Annotated in this window: 16 protein-coding genes and 2 tRNA genes; 13 read left to right on the top strand and 5 right to left on the bottom strand. The window is 68.6% G+C overall.

All coding sequences use genetic code 11. The features are described from left to right. The first annotated feature begins 238 nt into the window (after positions 1–238). Complete coding sequence (locus ACFQRE_RS14675; protein ID WP_380123604.1) at positions 239–1,183, top strand: zinc metalloprotease; 945 nt, start codon at positions 239–241, stop codon at positions 1,181–1,183. A gap of 105 nt (positions 1,184–1,288) precedes the next feature. Here ACFQRE_RS14675 and ACFQRE_RS14670 read toward each other — a convergent pair. Next, positions 1,289–1,359, bottom strand: a tRNA-Gly gene (locus tag ACFQRE_RS14670). Between the two features lie 137 nt (positions 1,360–1,496). Between ACFQRE_RS14670 and ACFQRE_RS14665 the strand changes: the two genes are divergently transcribed. Next, positions 1,497–1,570, top strand: a tRNA-Pro gene (locus ACFQRE_RS14665). Positions 1,571–1,647: 77 nt separating this feature from the next. Here the strand turns inward: ACFQRE_RS14665 and trmB are convergent. Continuing rightward, positions 1,648–2,331, bottom strand: a complete 684-nt coding sequence (trmB, locus tag ACFQRE_RS14660; protein ID WP_380123600.1) for a tRNA (guanosine(46)-N7)-methyltransferase TrmB — start codon at positions 2,329–2,331, stop codon at positions 1,648–1,650. 221 nt (positions 2,332–2,552) lie between these two features. Here trmB and ACFQRE_RS14655 point away from each other — a divergent pair, with 221 nt between their 5' ends. The 4 genes from ACFQRE_RS14655 to ACFQRE_RS14640 are packed head-to-tail and all read left to right on the top strand — an operon-like array spanning position 2,553 to position 6,838. Beyond that, a complete protein-coding gene (locus ACFQRE_RS14655; RefSeq protein ID WP_380123598.1) occupies positions 2,553–5,420 on the top strand; it encodes a sensor histidine kinase in 2,868 nt (955 codons plus the stop codon). Then, on the top strand, positions 5,417–5,833 hold the full coding sequence (locus ACFQRE_RS14650) for a roadblock/LC7 domain-containing protein (protein WP_380123595.1): 417 nt from the start codon (positions 5,417–5,419) through the stop codon (positions 5,831–5,833). The genes ACFQRE_RS14655 and ACFQRE_RS14650 overlap by 4 nt, the downstream gene beginning before the upstream one ends. Positions 5,834–5,868: 35 nt before the next feature. Beyond that, positions 5,869–6,252, top strand: coding sequence for a DUF742 domain-containing protein (locus tag ACFQRE_RS14645; protein WP_380123593.1), 384 nt, complete (start codon positions 5,869–5,871; stop codon positions 6,250–6,252). Then, complete coding sequence (locus ACFQRE_RS14640; protein ID WP_380123591.1) at positions 6,233–6,838, top strand: GTP-binding protein; 606 nt, start codon at positions 6,233–6,235, stop codon at positions 6,836–6,838. The genes ACFQRE_RS14645 and ACFQRE_RS14640 overlap by 20 nt, the downstream gene beginning before the upstream one ends. Positions 6,839–7,022: 184 nt before the next feature. Here ACFQRE_RS14640 and ACFQRE_RS14635 read toward each other — a convergent pair whose 3' ends face one another. The 3 genes from ACFQRE_RS14635 to ACFQRE_RS14625 all read right to left on the bottom strand — a co-directional run bounded on the left by ACFQRE_RS14635 (position 7,023) and on the right by ACFQRE_RS14625 (position 9,360). Further along, complete coding sequence (locus tag ACFQRE_RS14635; RefSeq protein WP_380123589.1) at positions 7,023–8,132, bottom strand: PP2C family protein-serine/threonine phosphatase; 1,110 nt, start codon at positions 8,130–8,132, stop codon at positions 7,023–7,025. An 82-nt stretch (positions 8,133–8,214) separates the two neighbouring features. Next, positions 8,215–8,682, bottom strand: a complete 468-nt coding sequence (locus tag ACFQRE_RS14630) for a ribose-5-phosphate isomerase (protein WP_380123586.1) — start codon at positions 8,680–8,682, stop codon at positions 8,215–8,217. Positions 8,683–8,745: 63 nt separating this feature from the next. Further along, complete coding sequence (locus tag ACFQRE_RS14625; protein ID WP_380123584.1) at positions 8,746–9,360, bottom strand: mycothiol-dependent nitroreductase Rv2466c family protein; 615 nt, start codon at positions 9,358–9,360, stop codon at positions 8,746–8,748. Positions 9,361–9,475: 115 nt separating this feature from the next. Between ACFQRE_RS14625 and pepN the strand changes: the two genes are divergently transcribed. The 7 genes from pepN to ACFQRE_RS14590 all read left to right on the top strand — a co-directional run bounded on the left by pepN (position 9,476) and on the right by ACFQRE_RS14590 (position 18,215). Next, positions 9,476–12,034, top strand: a complete 2,559-nt coding sequence (gene pepN / locus ACFQRE_RS14620) for an aminopeptidase N (protein WP_380123581.1) — start codon at positions 9,476–9,478, stop codon at positions 12,032–12,034. Then, the gene (locus tag ACFQRE_RS14615; protein ID WP_380123579.1) at positions 12,031–12,957 is read left to right on the top strand and encodes a mechanosensitive ion channel family protein; all 927 of its coding nucleotides are present in this window, start codon (positions 12,031–12,033) and stop codon (positions 12,955–12,957) included. The genes pepN and ACFQRE_RS14615 overlap by 4 nt, the downstream gene beginning before the upstream one ends. Then, positions 12,954–13,391: a globin gene (locus ACFQRE_RS14610; RefSeq protein WP_380123577.1), complete on the top strand. Its 438-nt coding sequence runs from the start codon at positions 12,954–12,956 to the stop codon at positions 13,389–13,391. Before ACFQRE_RS14615 ends, ACFQRE_RS14610 begins: the two co-directional genes overlap by 4 nt. A gap of 184 nt (positions 13,392–13,575) precedes the next feature. Beyond that, a complete protein-coding gene (locus tag ACFQRE_RS14605) occupies positions 13,576–14,079 on the top strand; it encodes a pyridoxamine 5'-phosphate oxidase family protein (RefSeq protein WP_380123575.1) in 504 nt (167 codons plus the stop codon). 100 nt (positions 14,080–14,179) lie between these two features. Continuing rightward, entirely contained in the window at positions 14,180–15,955 is a 1,776-nt protein-coding gene (locus ACFQRE_RS14600) for a glycoside hydrolase family 13 protein (protein ID WP_380123573.1), read from the top strand. A 4-nt stretch (positions 15,956–15,959) separates the two neighbouring features. Then, on the top strand, positions 15,960–16,775 hold the full coding sequence (locus ACFQRE_RS14595) for a glycerophosphodiester phosphodiesterase family protein (protein ID WP_380123571.1): 816 nt from the start codon (positions 15,960–15,962) through the stop codon (positions 16,773–16,775). 30 nt (positions 16,776–16,805) lie between these two features. After that, positions 16,806–18,215: an MFS transporter gene (locus ACFQRE_RS14590; protein ID WP_380123568.1), complete on the top strand. Its 1,410-nt coding sequence runs from the start codon at positions 16,806–16,808 to the stop codon at positions 18,213–18,215. Positions 18,216–18,220: the final 5 nt, after the last annotated feature.

Below are 18,220 nucleotides of genomic sequence, written 5' to 3'. Positions count from 1 at the left end.
TGCGAGGCGCACCTCGCGGGTGAGATCAGGATCGGCAGTGCCGGCGGCAAGCATCTGCCCGCGGACAGCGGAGCCTTGAGCACACGGCATACCGAAAAGAAATCAAACTCGCGAACATGCTAACGGCACGCGCCACGTGGACCGAATCGTCTCCTCGTTTGCCCCCGCAATGTCGGATCGCGCAGGTAGCGTCCCGGAAGCGGTCCGAACGGGCCAGCATCCCTTGAGGAGATCATCCATGTCACGACGTCTCATCCGTCCCGCGCTCGGCGTCATCGCGCTCGCAGCGTCCACCTTCGCCGTCTCTGCTCCCGCCACCGTGAGCGCAGCCTCGGCCCCCTCTCCCGCCGTTGCCGAGTGCGACCCGGCCGCCGCCACCTCGGCCGCCCGGGTGCGCGACGATGCCCCCGCCGGCGTCAAGGAGCCCGAGCTCTACAGCAAGAACGAGGCCAACGCCTACGGCGTGATCAAGGACAGCCCCACGATGGCGGCCGGCTCCGTGACCGTCCCGACGATCTTCCACGTCGTCTCCAAGGCGAAGCTCGACGCGGCTGGCGAGGCCCGGATGACGAAGATGATCACCGACCAGGTCAAGGTCCTCAACGACGCATATTCCGGCGCCACCGCCCCGGACGCGGCCAACACCCCGTTCCGCTTCGACCTCACCAGGACGACGTGGACCGTGAACGCCGCCTGGAACGTCGTCACCCCGGGCAAGGTCGAGCGCGACATGAAGAAGGCGCTCTACGAGGGCGACTCCAGGACCCTCAACGTCTACGTCGCCGACATCGGCGACGGCCTGCTCGGCTGGGCCTACTTCCCCAAGGGCTACAACACCGGGCGCGACTTCATCGACGGCGTCGTCATGCTCGACGAGTCCATGCCCGGCGGGACCGCCGGCAAGTACTCCCTCGGCGACACCCTCACCCACGAGGTCGGTCACTGGATGATGCTCGACCACACCTTCAACAAGGGTTGCTCGGCTGCCGGCGACGGCGTGGCGGACACCCCCCGCGAGGCGCAGCCGCAGTTCAACTGCCCGATCGGTGCCGACACCTGCACGGCTCCGGGCCTCGACCCGATCCACAACTTCATGGACTACTCGCAGGACTCGTGCATGAACATGTTCACGCCCGGTCAGTCGGCGCGCATGAGCGACGCCTGGCTCGCCTTCCGCGCCTGACGTCCCGGAACAACCCAGCAGGACCAGACACAAGAAAAGGTATGCCGCCTGCTCGGCCCACGCGGAGCGTGGGACCCGGTGAGCGGGCGGCATACCTTTCGTGGGAGCGGGCGACGGGAATCGAACCCGCGTAGTCAGTTTGGAAGACTGGGGCTCTACCATTGAGCTACGCCCGCGCGCTCGTCACCGTCGACGTAGATCGACCGGTTCGGAGCAGGGGCCAGCCTAATGGGCTCCTTCGCGGGATCCGAAATCGGCCCGCATGTTCACGTGTCGCGGGCGTTCCTGGCGGGTCCGATACAGTGCGGACGAACGGGCTGTAGCGCAGCTTGGTAGCGCGCTTCGTTTGGGACGAAGATGTCGCAGGTTCAAATCCTGTCAGCCCGACATCGAGATGTCTCACGACATCGGCAAACCCCGAACCCTCACGGGTTCGGGGTTTCTTGCTGTCACGTCGGCTCGGTTCAGGCCTTGGTGAGGGTGAACTCGTGGATGCTGCGGCCGGCCCGCAGCCCCTTGGCCTCGAAGCCGTGCTGCGGTCGCCATGGTGGCCGTTCTCCCTCGGTGACCTGCCACCCACCGTGGTGCGCGACCTGCTGACGGACGTGGGCGGCATACACCTCGTGGTCCGTGGCGACGCGGAGCACGCCACCCGGCGCGAGCCGATCGGCGACGAGGGTGAGCGTGTGCTGCTGAACGAAGCGACGCTTGGCGTGCTTGCCCTTGGGCCACGGGTCAGGGAAGAAGAGGTGCACGGCAGCCAGGGAGCCGCTCGGGATGCGGTTCTTGAGGAGCTCCATGGCATCGTCGACCTCGACCCAGAGGTTCGTGAGTTCGCACGACTCGGCCTCGGAGAGCATGCGAGCGACTCCGGGCACGTGGACCTCGGCAACGATGAGGTCGTGCTCCGGGTGGGCGGAAGCGTAGGCGACCGCTGCGGCGCCGTAGCCCGAGCCGACCTCCAGCACGACCGGTGCGCTCCGGCCGAACCAGACCTGTGGGTCCAGCGGCCCCTCCTCCGGGATGTCGTGCGAGGGCAGGAGTCGCCCCATCCGCTCCTCGGTGAGCGGCGTCTTGCGCCACCGAGGGGTGTACGAGCGGACGCCCTCGCGGGGCGCGTGATCCAGGGTCGAGCGAGTGGGAGACACCCCATGAGGCTAGCTCGGGCCGATCGTGGCCTCCGCCACGAACCTGTCATTTGGCTGATTTCGTCGGCGTGGTGCTGCTACCGTCCGCGGATGGGTGTGCTATCCACCATGGCCTTTGTCACGCCCTCGTGCGCCAGGCGTGACGTGTTGCGTCGGGGTCGCCCCACGCCACGGTCGTCCGCACCGGGCGCGGAGTCCGTCAGCCTCAGAAGGGAAGCCCCGTGACCGAGCCGGTGACGGCGCAGGAGAGTCCGCCACACGACATCCCCTGGTACGCCATCGACGAGTGGTCGCTGCGGCGCAAGCTCGCGTTGGCCCTCGCGATCCCGGTCCTCCTGGCAGCGACCTTCGGCGGCCTGCGCGTGGTCAACGCCACGAGCGATGCGCAGACCTTCTCGCGACTCGAGTCGCGGGTCACCGTGCTCCAGCCCGCAGTCCGCATGGTCGACAGCGCATCGGCGGTTGCCGTCGCCGGACGAAGCACGGACGAGGAAGCCATCAACCGCGCCCGGGCCACCCTGGACACGGCGGTGAAGGAACTGCGCAACGTCATGCGCACGTCGGGACTCACCGACGAACAGGTGACCGCACTCGACCAGGCAGTGGCGTCCGCGCAGACCGTGCGCAACTCGGCGGCCACCGTGCCCGCCACCACCGTCGCCGACCAGTTCGCCCAGGCCGTGGCGCCCGTGACGGTCGTCCTCGGCGAGCTCACCTCCGAGACGTCCGACACTCGCCTGACCATGGTGCGTGACGTGCTCGCCGGCCAGGTGGCCCTGACGAAGCAGCGCCTCCTCACGTCGGCGGCCACCGCCGGGACGCCCGTCGATCCCATCTCCCTCGGCAACGCCATCGGTGAGGAAGCGACCGCCATCGAGGCGCTCAAGAGTGCCCTCGGCGCCAATGACACGTTCGTCGACGCACTGGCTGCAGGCAACGAACTGCGCCTCGACGCCGCTCCCACCGTCGCGCAGGGCACCGCCGCCCTCCCCCGCGCCCAGGACGCGGTGAGCGTCTACACGACTCTCGCCGAGCAGATCAACGGCCAGGTCGTCGACACGATGCGCGCCCGGGCCAGCGAGGGCCGTCGGGACGCGATCCGCGACGCCATCGCCACGATCGGCCTGCTCGTTGCCGCCATCGCCCTCGCGCTCGCGGTCGCACGACTGCTGCTCGACCCGATCACCCGGGTGCGTCTCGGCGCTCTCGACGTGGCGCACGAGCGCCTGCCGACGGCCCTGCGTCGGATCCGGGCCGGCGAGGAGCCGGCCGCGATCGAACCCCTGCCGGTCCACACCGGCGAGGAAGTCGGCCAGCTCGCCCGCGCAGTGGACGTCCTCCATGCCGAAGCGATCCACCTCGCCACGGAGCAGGCTCGGCTGCGTGAGCAGGTGAGCGCGATGTTCGAGACGCTCTCCCGACGCAGCACCTCGCTCATCAACCAGCAGCTCGGCCTCATCGAGAACCTCGAGCGCGACGAGGACGACCCGCGTCGCCTCGAGAACCTCTTCCGACTCGACCACCTCGCTGCCCGGATCCGACGCAACGGCGAGAGCCTGCTCGTCCTGGCCGGAGCGGCCCCCCGCAGTGGTGCGGGACAGGACCTCCCACTCGGTGACGTCGTGCGCGCAGCCGTGTCCGAGGTGCAGGACTACCAGCGGGTGCGCCTGACCGTGAGCGACCTCGTCATCCAGGCCGGTGCGGCGCCCAACCTCATCCACCTCTTCGCCGAACTCATCGACAACGCCCTGTCCTACTCACCTCCCGACAGCACCGTCACCGTCGCCAGCGTGCGCGGCGTGGACGGCGGCACGGTCGTCGAGGTCGGCGACGACGGTCTCGGCATGACGCCCGAGGCGGTCGCGAGCGCCAACGAGTCACTCGTCACGGGTGGCGAGGTCACGACCGAGACCGCCCGCCGCATGGGGCTCTACGTCGTCGGCCAGCTGGCCATCCGCCACGAGGTCACCGTCCGGATCCGCCCCAACCCGGAATCCACCGGCACCATCGTGTCCGTCTTCCTGCCGGCCGGGGTGCTGGCCTCTGGCCGAGGAGCACCCGCGGGTGTGCCGGGGTCGCTGGCGAGCGAGGCCGGTGTGCCGGGGTCGCTGGCGAGCGAGGCCGGCACGGCGGGGACGGCGGGGACGGTCGGCACCGTCGCATCGAGCGACACGGCAACCGACACGGCATACGCAGGGTCCACGACGCCGATCGGTACTGCGCGTCCACGACTCGGCAACCTGACCGCCGTTCCCAACCTGGCCGCGGCGATCGAGGAACACTCCCCGCAAGGAGGTCTGGGTAACGGAGGTCTGGGTGGCGGCGGTCTGGGTGGCGCAGCCTCCACCGCGACGCCAACGACGCTCCCGCACATGAGTGTGGTGCCTCCGGTGGCCTCGCAGGAGCTGCGCACCGGGTCCGGGTTGCCCCGACGCCAGCCCGGTTCGGCCGGCGCGCCCGGGTCCACGCCTCCGCGACCCGCCTGGGCCAACGGCGCCAGCGCCCCTGCGTCCAGCACGCCCATCGCACCCAGCACGACCAGCACGCACGCACCGAGCGCCACGTCCTTCGAACCGACGCGGGAGCCGGAAGCGGCGCCCCATGCGGTGCCCGAGAACGCAGGGGAGCAGCACGAGCCGATCGACCAACCGGTCGCGGCACGAGAGCCCCTGTACATCCGCGACCTCGCGCCGTCGCCTGTCGCGCAGACGCCGATCTTCCGACAGCTCCAGACGAGCTGGCTCTCGGACAGCGACAACGCCGACCTGCCGTGGGCCTCCGAAGAGATCGACCAGGGGTGGCAGGCAGCAGAGCGAGCCGTCGCAGGTGAGTCGGCTGGGCTGTCGAGGTCCGGTCTGCCGATGCGGCGCCCCGGCTCGACCCTGGTCCCGGGTCAGGCCGGGCAGGGCGGCAATGGCGCTGTCGCCCGTGACCCCGAGGCGATCCGAGCGCACCTCAACCGCCACCTCGCCGGCGTGCGGCGTGGGCGGGCGGGCATCGGGGCTGAGGGCGACCATGGCACGAACGAGTCCCGGTCCGCGAGCAACTCCGGATCCACACTGCTTGATGAGGAGCTGGACCGATCATGAGCGACTCCACCCCCGGAGCCCCGCGACGCAACCTCGACTGGGTCGTGTCCAGGTTCGTCGACGACGTCGCTGGCGCAACCCACGCGATCCTCGTCTCCGCGGACGGCCTGCTCGTTGCCGGCAGTGCCCGGCTCCCCGCCGATCGAGCCGAGCAGATGGCGGCTGTCTCGTCGGGACTCGCGAGCCTCGCGACGGGCGCCGCTCAGCTCTTCGACGGCGGAACGGTCCTCCAGACGGTCATCGAGATGGAGCAGGGCTACCTCCTGCTCATGAGTGTCGGCGACGGGTCGAACCTCGCTGTCCTCACCTCTGGGACCGCCGACATCGGCCAGATCGGCTATGAGATGGCCCTCTTGGTGCAACGGGTCGGGCCGATGATCCAGGCCGAGGCCCGAGGCACCCGCACCTACTGAGTGAACTTCACTGATGGAACTGATGAGGATCTGAGATGGCCCCCCACCACCGCGACGAGGAAGAGCACGTGCCGACTGCCGGCATCGTGCGTCCCTATGCGCTGACCTCGGGACGGACCCAGTCATCGGTCCACCTGCCCGTCGAGGCGATGGTCCAGCAGCTTCCCCGTGCCCGCCAGCGCGAGTGGGCCGGACACGACCAGCTCGACCGGATCGTCATGGCCTGTGACGAGCGCACATCGGTCGCCGAGATCGCTGCGAAGGTCGGCCTGCCGCTGGGTGTCGTCCGGGTCCTGCTCGGTGACCTCATCGATGACGGCTACCTCGAGACTGCCGCCGTCACCCTCACGGACTCCTCGACTCTCAGCGAGCGCAAGGACCTCATCGAAAGGACCCTCCGTGGACTTCGGGCCATCTAGTTCTTCCGCGGGTGCTGCGTCGACCAAGATCGTCGTGGCCGGTGGATTCGGGGTCGGCAAGACCACTCTCGTCGGCGCCGTGTCCGAGATCGTGCCGCTGCGCACCGAGGCGCTGGTGACCAACGCGTCGAGCGGGGTGGACGACCTCGCCTCGACGCCGCTGAAGTCGACGACCACCGTGGCCATGGACTTCGGTCGCATCACCCTGGGCGACGACCTGGTCCTCTATCTCTTCGGAACGCCCGGACAGCGTCGGTTCTGGTTCATGTGGGACGACCTGGTGCGCGGCGCGATCGGCGCCGTCGTCCTCGTCGACACCCAGAGACTCGACGAGGCGTTCGCGGCCGTGGACTACTTCGAGGCCAAGCAACTGCCCTTCATCGTCGCCGTCAACGAGTTCGACGGGGCGCAGCGCTTCCCCGTCGAGGAGGTGCGTGAGGCGTTGGCGCTGCCGCCCAGCATCCCGATCCTCGCGATCGACGCGCGCGATCGCGAGTCGGCCAAGGCGGCGTTGGTCCGCGTGACCGAGTACGCCCTCGACCAGATCCTCGGCGGGCGTGAGTCCGCAGCGGCCTCGCACTACTGACTGGATCGATGGCGCCGACCCACTTCGTGCCCCGCACGGACACCGCCAGATCCACTTCGTGCCCCGCACGGACACACCGCCTCGATGTCCGTGCGGGGCACAAAGACGCCTGACCTGAACGGGCGCCATCCATACCCAGGCCGATGTCCGTGCGGGGCACGAAAACGGTTGAGATCCGCAGGCGTCAGGCGCGAACGATGACGAAGACGGCGCGGTCGTCGGACTCGCCGGAGCGCGCGGATGAGACCACGGCGTCCGCGACGGAGTCACCGCGGCGGATCATCGCCTCGGAGGCGGCCCCGAGCATGCGGTCGGTGCCTTCGGACAGGTCGTGTCCGCGGGACTCGATGATGCCGTCGGAGTAGATCATCAGCGCATCGCCCATGGACAGCGTGCCGTGGATGCGGGGGAAGGTGACTCCCTGCATGATGCCCAACACCGGACCTCGGCCACCCTCGAGGATGTCCCAGTTCCCGGTGCCGAAGGAGTAGCGCACGGGCGCTGGGTGCCCGGCGTTGCCGACCGAGAACTCGCCGGTGTCGAGGTTGATGTCGACGTGGACGGCGGTCGCGAAGCCTTCTTCCCACCCCTGACGCACGAGGTAGCGGTTGGCCTCGCAGAGGAAGTTGACCGGAGACAAGGAGCCGAGGAGCGCGCCGAGGGCGCCGGAGAGCAGCAGCGAACGCGTCCCCGCCTCGCGACCCTTGCCGCTGACATCGACCAGGGCGACCTCGAGGTGACGGCCGCCGTGGGTGCGCTCGGCGACCATGAAGTCGCCCGAGAATCCCTCGCCGTTGGCCGACCGCACGGCCGACTCCGCGGTCCACCCGTCGGGCAGGCCGGGGAGCCGGGCGGATCGGGCGATGCGGTCGCGCAGCTCGACGAAGAGGTTCTCGCCATGGAAGCCCGTCGACCCGACCCGAACCCGGGACGACGCGACGATGACCATCATGGCCATGAGAGCGAACATCGACGAGACGATGAGGGTCTTGGCCATCGCGGTGCCGGACGACCGCGGGATGGTCGTCGCGATGCCGAGGCCGATGAGGACGTAGAGACCGACGAGGTGGCGCTGCGGCAGGTAGAGGCCACTGAGCAGGATCAGGGGCGCCAACGTCGGGATCGGAACTCTCGTGGGTTCGCCCATGATGAGCAGCACGAAGGTCAGGGCGATGAGGGCAAGAACCGCAAAGACGATGCGGTCGCGACGTGGTCCTGCCGCGACGGTGCCGCCAAGGAGACGGGTGAGCGTCGTCGGGGCCCTGCGTGCGAGAGCGCTGACGTCCGTAGCCACCAGCTTTGCTCCTGTCGTGGACTGCGTGCGGATCACATTAACCCACGAGTAGCCTCCGGCGAAAGGAGTCAGAGAAAGCGCGTCAGGGCAGATCAGGCAGGGTTTTGGTGTCCTCGTAGGCGCTCACCATGTCGATCCGACGCTGGTGGCGTTCCTCCCCGGAGAACGGCGTGGCAAGGAAGGTGCGCACCATGGAGCGCGCCTCCTCCACAGTGTTCATGCGACCACCGATGGAGATGACCTGGGCGTTGTTGTGCTCGCGCGAGAGCTGGGCCAGTTCGTCGTTGTAGCAGAGAGCTGCCCGCACGCCGGCGACCTTGTTGGCCGCCATCTGCTCGCCGTTGCCCGAGCCACCAAGGACGACACCGAGCGACCCCGGATCGGCCGCAACGGCCTGCGCCGCGCGCAGCACGAAGACGGGATAGTCATCGAGCGGGTCGAGGTCGAAGGGACCGTGGTCGGTCACGTCGTGCCCTTCACCCTCGAGGAACGCGATGAGGTCCTGCTGCAGCTCGTATGCCGCGTGGTCGCCGCCGATGTGTACGCGCATGTCTGGTCGTGCTCCTGTGTCGAACGTCAGTGGTCGAGGTGAAGGGTCAGTCGGGGGGAGCGGTCAGTCGAACTGCGGGTCGGCGGTGCGGCTGCGCTTGATCTCGAAGAAGCCGGGCGTGCCCGCGACGAGCACGGTGCCGTCCCAGAGCTTGCCTGCAGCCTCGCCCTTGGGGGCCGGGGTGACGACGGGGCCGAAGAAGGAGACGCCGTCGACGGAGATGACGGGGGTGCCGACGTCATCACCGACGAGGTCGAGGGCGCGCTGGGTGGAGGCCCGCATCTGCGGGTCGTACTCGTCCGTGGCAGCGAACTTCGCGAGGTCGGCGGGGAGGCCTGCCTTCTCGAGCCCGATGGCGATGGCCTCGTCGAAGTCCTCGACCCCACCGGGGTGGATCGCGGTGCCGATGGCGTCGTACAGCGGCTTGACGACCTCTTGGCCGTGCAGCTCACGCGCCGCGGTGACGACCCGGGCGGGACCCCACCCTCGGTCCATGAGCTCGCGGTACGACGGCGGCAGGTCGCGGCCCTCGTTGAGCACCGCGAGGCTGAAGGGGTGCCACGTCACGTCGACCGGACGGACCTGCTCGACCTCACCCATCCACCGGGACGTCATCCATGCCCACGGGCATAGGGGGTCGAACCAGAACCCGGCGGTGTGACGCTGCTCGTCGCTCATGCGCTCATCGTGCCACTCCCCCGGGGGCCTTCGAACGCCGAGTCCGCGTGCGAGGATGAGAATCCTTCGGGACCACACCCCGTCCCTTTTTCCTTGGCAGACCAGGAGATCCCCCGTGCCCGGCAAGAACCTCACCCGCGTCGAGGCCGAGGAGCGCGCCGCGCTCGTGTCGGTGCAGGCGTATGCCGTCGAGCTCGACCTCACGACGTCCGAAACGACGTTCGCGACGACGAGCACCATCACCTTCACCGCCACCGAAGGAGCCGCGACCTTCGTCGACTTCCTCGGTGAGTCGATCGACAGGGTGACGCTCAACGGGGAGGCGGTCGAGCCGGCATACGACGGGTCTCGTCTGTCCATCGACGGACTGGCCGCCGACAACGAGCTGCGCATCGAGGCCACGGGCAAGTACATGAACACGGGTGAGGGCCTGCACCGCTTCGTCGACCCGGTCGATGACGAGGTCTACCTCTACAGCCAGTTCGAGGTGCCGGACAGCCGGCGCATGTATCCCGTGTTCGAGCAGCCCGACCTCAAGGCGCGGTTCACGTTCACGGTCACGGCGCCGAGTCACTGGCAGGTGCTCTCCAACTCCCCCACGCCGGAGCCGACGGCAACTGACCGCGACGGTGTCGCGACGTGGGCGTTCACTCCGACCGGTCCGATCTCGAGCTACATCACGGCGCTCGTCGCGGGCCCCTACGACGTCGTGCGCGACAGCCTGACGAGCCGCAACGGCGAGATCCCGCTCGGCATCTTCTGCCGCAAGTCGCTCACGCAGTTCCTCGACGCCGACAACCTCTTCGATCTGACCAAGAAGGGCTTCGAGTTCTTCGAGGCCGAGTTCGACCAGGCGTACCCGTTCGAGAAGTACGACCAGATCTTCACGCCCGAATACAACATGGGCGCGATGGAGAACGCCGCGTGCGTCACCTTCAACGAGATGTACGTCTTCCGCTCCAAGGTCACCGAGGCCATCGTCGAGCGCCGCGCCCTCACCCTGCTGCACGAACTCGCGCACATGTGGTTCGGCAACCTCGTGACGATGAAGTGGTGGAACGACCTCTGGCTCAATGAGTCCTTCGCCGAGTGGGCGTCGACGACCGCGCAGGCCGAGGCCACCGAGTGGACCGAGGCGTGGACGACCTTCGGCACGCACGAGAAGGACTGGGCCTACCGCCAGGACCAGCTGTCCTCGACCCACCCGATCGTGGCGCCCATCCGCGACCTCGAGGACGTCGAGGTCAACTTCGACGGCATCACCTACGCCAAGGGCGCCTCCGTCCTCAAGCAGCTCGTCGCCTACGTGGGCCGCGAGCCGTTCCGCGATGGACTGCGCGCCTACTTCGCCAAGCACAAGTGGAGCAACACCACCTTGGACGACCTCCTCGACGAGCTCGAGGCGACGTCGGGTCGCGACCTGCGCACCTGGAGCAAGGCCTGGCTCGAGACCGCCGGCGTCAACACGCTGCGCCCGGTCATCGAGGTCGACGACCGTGGCCTCATCTCGGGTGCCGTCATCGAGCAGACCTTTGCCAAGGGCTTCGAGACGATCCGACCGCACCGCCTGGGCATCGGCCTGTATGCCGTGGAGCTGGGTGGCAAGGGCGGTGCTCGCCTCGTGCGCACCGACCGGATCGAGCTCGACCTCGTCGGCGAGCGCACCGAGGTCCCCGGGCTCATCGGTCGCAAGCAGCCCGACATGGTCCTCGTCAACGACGACGACCTCACCTACGCCAAGATCCGTCTCGACGAGCGCTCCCTCTCGACGGCCATCGAGCACGTGCGCGGTTTCGAGAGCTCGCTCCCGAAGTCGCTCGTCCTCGCGTCGGCCTGGGACATGACGCGCGACGCCGAGATGAGTGCGCGTACGTTCGCGGAACTCGTTCTCGCGGTCCTGCCCGGCGAGTCCGACTCGACCCTCATCCGCACCCTGGTCGCGCAGCTCTCGACCGCAGTCAACCTCTACGTGGCACCCGAGAACCGTGACGAGACCCGTCGCTCGACGCTCGCCCAGCTCTGGGAAGCCGCGAAGACGGCCGCACCCGGCAGCGATGCGCAGCTCCAGCTCGTCACCACGGCAGCCGGGTTCACCACGACCGGTGACGACACGGCATACCTGCGTGGGCTTCTCTCGGGTACCGAGGCCCTCGAGGGGCTCACACTCGACACGGACATGCGGTGGACCCTGCTCACCGGTCTCGCGGGCGCGAACGCTCTCGAGGATGGCGAGATCGACGCCGAACTGACGCGCGACGCCACGGCCACCGGGCGCGAGCGGGCAGCCCGCGCACGCGCTTCGGTGCCGACGCCCGAAGCCAAGGAGGCGGCGTGGAAGGCCGCCATCGAGGATGACGGCCTGTCGAACTCGATGGTTGATGCCTACGGTCTCGGCTTCGGTCGAACGGGTGATGTGAGCGCTCTGCAACCGTTCGTCAGTCGCTACCACGATGTGCTGAAGTCGTTGCAGGACAAGGGTTCCATGGCACTCGTGGAGTCGATCGTCGTGGGCTTCTATCCGCGCGGACTGGCCTCGGTCGAGTTGCGCGATGCCACGCAGTCCTGGCTTGACGCCAACACCGACTCCCCGGATGCCCTGCGACGGATCGTCGCCGAGAACCGCGACCCCATCACGCGCGCTCTCGCGGCGCAGGAGCGTGACGCCCAGGCATGACGCAAGTCGACCTCACCCAGACCCTGGTGACCGCTGACCGGATCCAGGAGTGGTTGCTCACCGACGGTCTGCGGATCCTGCTCACCCTGGTCCTCGCCGTCGTCGTTCGGTGGTTGCTGCACCGGCTCATCGCGCGCGTCGTGAAGACGATGACGTCCAAGACGACCGCACGTGACGATGAGTGGCGCGATCGCTTTCTGCCCGGTCGGCTCTTCGCCGAGGCATCGGCGACGGCACGGGCGCGACACCAGCAGCGGACCGCGACCCTCGGGTCCTTGCTTCGGAGCAGCGTGACGTTTGTCGTCGGGCTCGTCGCGATGCTGACGGTGATGGCACTCGTCGGCATCCCGCTCGGGCCGCTGCTCGCGTCGGCCGGAGTGGGTGGTGTGGCGCTCGGGTTCGGCGCGCAGAGCCTCGTCAAGGACTTCCTGTCCGGCGTGTTCATGATTCTCGAGGACCAGTACGGCGTCGGTGACGTCATCGACACCGGTGAGGCGATCGGCACCGTCGAGGAGGTCTCGCTGCGGGTGACCCGTCTGCGCGACGCCAACGGGGTGACCTGGTACATCCGCAACGGCGAGATCGTCCGGATCGGCAACCTCAGCCAGCACCGGGCGACGGCGATCATCGACGTGCCGGTCTCCTACGACGAGGACGTCGCCCACGTCACTGCGGTGATCCGTGAGGCGGTTGCGGCGATGGCTGGCGACGAGGCCTGGGACGGGCGGCTGCTCGACACCCCCACGGTCGCCGGTATCGAGTCGATCGTCGGCCAGACGATGACCCTGCGCGTGCTTGCGGAAACCTCGCCCGGCGACAAGGTCGACATCCAGCGCGAGCTGCGTCAGCGCATCAAGTCGGCGCTCGACGTGGCTGGCGTCAAGGCCCCACCGATGAACCCCTTCGGAGCACCCCGACCATGAGCTTCTACGAAGAAGTCGGCGGCGCTGCGACGTTCGAGCGGCTCGTCCACGCGTTCTACGTCGGCGTCGCGGCCGACCCCGAGCTGCGGGCGCTCTATCCCGAGCAGGACCTCGCTCCGGCCGAGCGGCGGCTGCGGATGTTCCTCGAGCAGTACTTCGGTGGACCCAACGCCTACAGCCAGGAGCGCGGCCACCCGCGGCTGCGGATGCGGCACGCGCCCTACCCGGTGACCCTCGACATGCGCGACCGGTGGATGCGACACATGATCGCCGCGATGGAGACGCTCGACCTGCCCGAGGCTCACGCCGAGGCGATGCGCGACTACTTCATGCGCGCGGCGCACATGCTCGTCAACACCGATGACCCAACGCCGTCATCAGCTGGTGGCCCACCCTCCTCGCCCGTCGGCCCCGAGGGACGCCCGACCCTCTGAATGCGGCTCGACTTCGTGCCCCAAACGGACGGCGAGCGCCAGCGAGTTGTCCGTTTGGGGCACGAAGTCGAAAGGCGGGTGCGGACGGCGGGCGCCAGCGAGTTGTCCGTTTGGGGCACGAAGTCGAGGGACGGCAGACTCCGCTCCCCGCGACAGGTCGCCGCCATGGGGTAGGACTGGTGGCATGACGGATGAGTCGCTCCATGCACCCCTCCCGGACCACGCGAGGGCCCTGCTCGAGCGCAACGCCTACCTGACCCTCGGCACGATCGGCGCCGACGGGCAGCCGTGGACCTCCCCGGTCTACATGGCAGCCAAAGGCCTCACCGACTTCTACTGGGTGTCCAACCGCGCTTCGCTCCATTCGGTCAACGTCGAGGCTCACCCCGAGGTGAGTCTCGTCGTCTTCGACTCGACCGTTCCGGCGTACCACGGACGAGCCCTGTATGCCGTCGGCTCGGCTTCCGTCGTCGACGGCCGAGAGCTTGAGGCCGGGTTGCGCGTCTACCCGGGTGCGCCGTCGCGAGGTGGCAGCACAATGACGCTCGAGGACGTCACCGGCGAGTCCCCGTATCGGCTCTATCGCGCTCGGGCCAGCCAGGTCTGGGTGCTGTGCCCACGCGAGCCCCGGCAGCCCTGCCCGCTCCACGGCCGCGCCGAGGACCACCGCGAACTCGTCCACCCCTGAACCGGCTTCGTGCCCCGCACGGACAGCGAGTTGTCCGTGCGGGGCACGAAGCCGGTCGGTGAGGGGGTGGGATTTTGGGGGGCGGGCGGCATACGGAAGCATGGGGTGGGTGACCCAGACCACAACGGACGCCGCCCTCCTGCACCCCGCCGACCCGGCCGACGCGCCGTGGTGGCGCGACGCCGTGATCTACCAGATCTATCCGCGGTCGTGGGCCGACTCCGACGGCGACGGCATCGGCGACCTGCCGGGCATCACGGCCCGTCTGCCCTACCTGCGCGACCTCGGTGTCGACGCGATCTGGCTCTCGCCGTTCTACGTCTCGCCGATGCACGACGCGGGCTACGACGTCGCCGACTACCGCAACATCGACCCGATCTTCGGCTCGCTCGACGACGCCGACGCGCTCATTGCCGGCGCACACGACCTCGGGCTCAAGGTCATCGTGGACCTCGTGCCCAACCACTCGTCCAGCGAGCACGAGTGGTTCCGGGCAGCGCTGACCGCCGAGCCGGGAAGCGCCGAGCGGGGTCGCTACATCTTCCGCGAGGGCAAGGGCGAGAACGGTGACGAGCCACCCAACAACTGGCCGTCGGTCTTCGGTGGCAACGGGTGGACCCGCGTTGTCGAGGCCGATGGCACGCCCGGCGAGTGGTACCTCCACATCTTCGACACGACGCAGCCCGACTACGACTGGACCAACCCCGAGGTCGGCGACGAGTTCGCGTCAATCCTGGAGTTCTGGTGCCAGCGCGGCGTGGATGGTTTCCGTGTCGACGTCGCCCACGGCCTCGTCAAGGAAGAGGGACTGCCCGACTGGGACGGCCCGCTCCAGATGCTCGACGCCACGGACACGAGCGCAGAGGCGGCGCTCCCGCTGACCGAGGACGAGTCAGCCCGCATCCACGAGACCGGGCACGGCCCCCGGCCCCCGATGTGGGATCAGGAGGGCGTCCACGAGATCTACCGTCGATGGAGGTCTCTTCTGAACGAGCAGCCCTCTCCCGAGCGGATTCTGTGCGCCGAGGCGTGGGTGAAGCCGGAGAGCCAACTGGCCCGCTACGTCCGCAGCGATGAGATGCACCAGGCTTTCAACTTCGACTTCCTCGACACCCACTGGGGCGCCAACAGCTTCCGCGAGGTCATCACGACGTCCTTCCGCGAGAACGACGCGGTCGGTGCCCCGACGACGTGGGTGCTGTCCAACCACGACGTGGTTCGTCACGTCTCCAGGCTCGGCCTCGACCAGTCGCTGCCTCGCCCCAACGGGATCGCGGCCGATCAGGCTCAACCCGACGCCGAGCTCGGTCTGCGCAGGGCGCGTGCCGCCACGATGTTGATGCTCGGGCTTCCCGGCAGCGCCTACCTCTATCAGGGCGAGGAACTCGGGCTCCCCGAGTCGACTGACATGCCGCACGAGTTCCGTCAGGACCCGACGTTCCACCGCACCGAGGGCAAGGCGATCGGGCGCGACGGGTGCCGGGTGCCGATTCCGTGGGTGCGCGATGCGCCCAGCCTGGGTTTCGGGCCGAGCGACAGGACCTGGCTGCCGCAGCCCGAGTCCTACGGCGCGTATGCCGTGGACCAGCAAGCAGGGGTCGCCGGGTCGACGTTGGAGCTCTATCGCTCGATGCTGGCTGCTCGCCGGGAAGCACGTCTCGGGCTGGGTTCGGCATCGTGGCACGAGTTCTCGGATGGTGACGTCATCGCGTTCGTCAACGCGTCCGCAGACGACTCGCGTCGGACACTCGTCCTCGTCAACCTCGGCGCGGAGCCGGTGACCCTGCCGGCCGGCGCCGTGGTGACGCACTACTCCGAGGACCTCACCCATGAGGGGCGCGTTCCGACCGACGTCGCCGTCTGGGCAAGGATCTGACGCCATGGCGCGGGCTTCGGAGTTCGCCTACTTCGACCACGACGGACCGATCGGGATGGCACATCGCGGCGGCGCGGCATACGGTCCGAATGTCGGTCTCGAGAACACGATGGGTGCGTTCCGACGGGCCGTGGCCATGGGTTATCGCTATCTCGAGACGGATGTGCACGCGACGTCGGACGGTGAGCTGGTCGCCTTCCACGACACGCACCTCGACCGGGTCACCGATGTGGAGGGCGCCATCATCGACCTCCCGTATGCCGCGGTGCGCGAGGCGCGGATCAACGGCACCGATGCAGTCCCCTTGCTGACGGAGCTGCTCGAGGAGCTCCCGACGACACGGCTCAACGTCGACATCAAGTCGGACTCGGCTCTCGACCCGATGATCAGCACGATCCGGCGGCACAACGCCATCGACCGTGTGTGCATCGCGTCGTTCAGCGAGCTGCGGGTGCGGGCGGCTCGGCGGGCGCTCGGGCACTCGTTGGCGACGGCCGCGGGTCAGATCGGGACGGGTGCTCTGCGGTATGCGCCCGGTCCCCTGTCCCGGTGGCTCCACACCCCCGCGCCGGTGCTGCAGATTCCTGTCGCTCACCGCATTCGCGGACGTGAGATCACGCTCGTGACACCGCAGTTGGTCTCAGTTGCGCACCGGTTGGGCAAGCAGGTGCACGTGTGGTTCCACCCGTGGAGCGACGAGTCCGCCACCGAGATGCACCGACTCCTCGACCTCGGCGTCGACGGCATCGTCACCGACCACATCGGCACGTTGCGCGACGTGTTGGCCGAGCGCGGCCACCCACTCACTTCGGCCGCCTGAGCCTGTATGGGTCTCGCGTAGCGTGACGGAGTGAGTTCACGGGGAATCGACATTGTGGCGGGCAAGCCATCGAGCCGCGGCGGGGTCTTCGGACCGGAGTATGCCGCCCTGACCCTGGCGCTCGTCTCGCTCATCCTCGTCATCGCGTTCGAGTCGATGGCTGTCTCCACGGCCATGCCCGAGGTAGCTCTCGAGCTCGATGCGGTTCGGTCGTACGGGTTGGCGTTCTCGGTCATGCTCACGACCCAGCTGCTCGGCATCGTGTTGGCGGGTGTGTGGTGCGATCGATCGGGATCGCTGCCGTCACTGCTGACGGGCCAGGGGCTCTTTGCGTTGGGCTGCGGGATCTGCGGGGCATCGACGGACTTCACGCCGTTCCTGTTGGGGCGCGCTGTCGCGGGCCTCGGTGCTGGATTGACGTTCGTCGCCGGCTTCGTCCTCATCGGTCGCACGTATCCCGAGTCGTTGCGACCCAAGGTGTTCAGTGTCATCAGTGCTGCGTGGGTCCTTCCCTCGCTGGTTGGTCCGGTGATCGCCGGGTGGGTGACGAGCACCTGGTCGTGGCGCTGGGTCTTCTGGATGGTCATCGCACCGGTTGCGGCGGCGCTCGTCGTGTTGCTGGTGCGGCGCGGCCAGATCCGCGCCTCCGACTCGAGCGTGGATGCCTCAAGCCGCGACCACGGCTCGCACGTGCGGGCAGCCTGGCTCGGGCTCGGCATTGCCGTGTCTGCCGGCGTCATGCAGTGGGGCACGCACGAACTCGAGCTGACGTGGTCGGTCCAGACGGTTGCGGCGCTCCTCGGGCTTGTGGGTGTGTTCGTCTGCGCGCCGTTGTTGCTGCCCGCGGGAACGTTCACGATGCGTCGCGGGCTGTCGTCGGTGATGATCAGCCGCTTCTTCCTGCCGTGCGCGTTCTTCGGCACGATCACCTACATCCCGCTCATGCTCACCGGGGAGCGCGGGTTGACTCTCGCGCAGGCCGGTTCGGTGTTGGCAATCGGGTCCATCGGCTGGTCGTTGGGCTCCTGGATCCAGGGGCGCGACCGCTTCTCAGGGGCGCGCGATCGGCTCGTGAGCCTCGGCGGGGCGGCGCTTGCTGCTGGGCTGCTCGGCGTCGTCGTGGTGACGTGGGCGGGGTGGTGGCCGTGGCTCATCGCGGCGCCACTGGCCGTCGCAGGCATGGGGATGGGAATGGGCACGGCGAGCCTGTCGGTCCTCGCCCTGTCGCTCACCGCTCCGTCGGACCACGGGTCGGCATCGTCGAACCTGCAGCTGTCGGACGTGCTCGGCTCGGTGATCGGCATCGCGGCCACGGGTGCAGTGTTCGCTGCTTTGCACACACGCGCCGGCAAGGACGTGCCAGCCTTCGTCGCGATGTGGCTCGGCACAGCCGCCGTCGCCACGCTCGTCATCGTCGCCGGCCGCCGCATCCGCGCCTGACGCGC

Source organism: Knoellia pratensis (assembly GCF_042666395.1).
Lineage (GTDB): Bacteria > Actinomycetota > Actinomycetes > Actinomycetales > Dermatophilaceae > Knoellia > Knoellia pratensis.
This window is presented reverse-complemented; position numbering and strand designations above follow the sequence as displayed.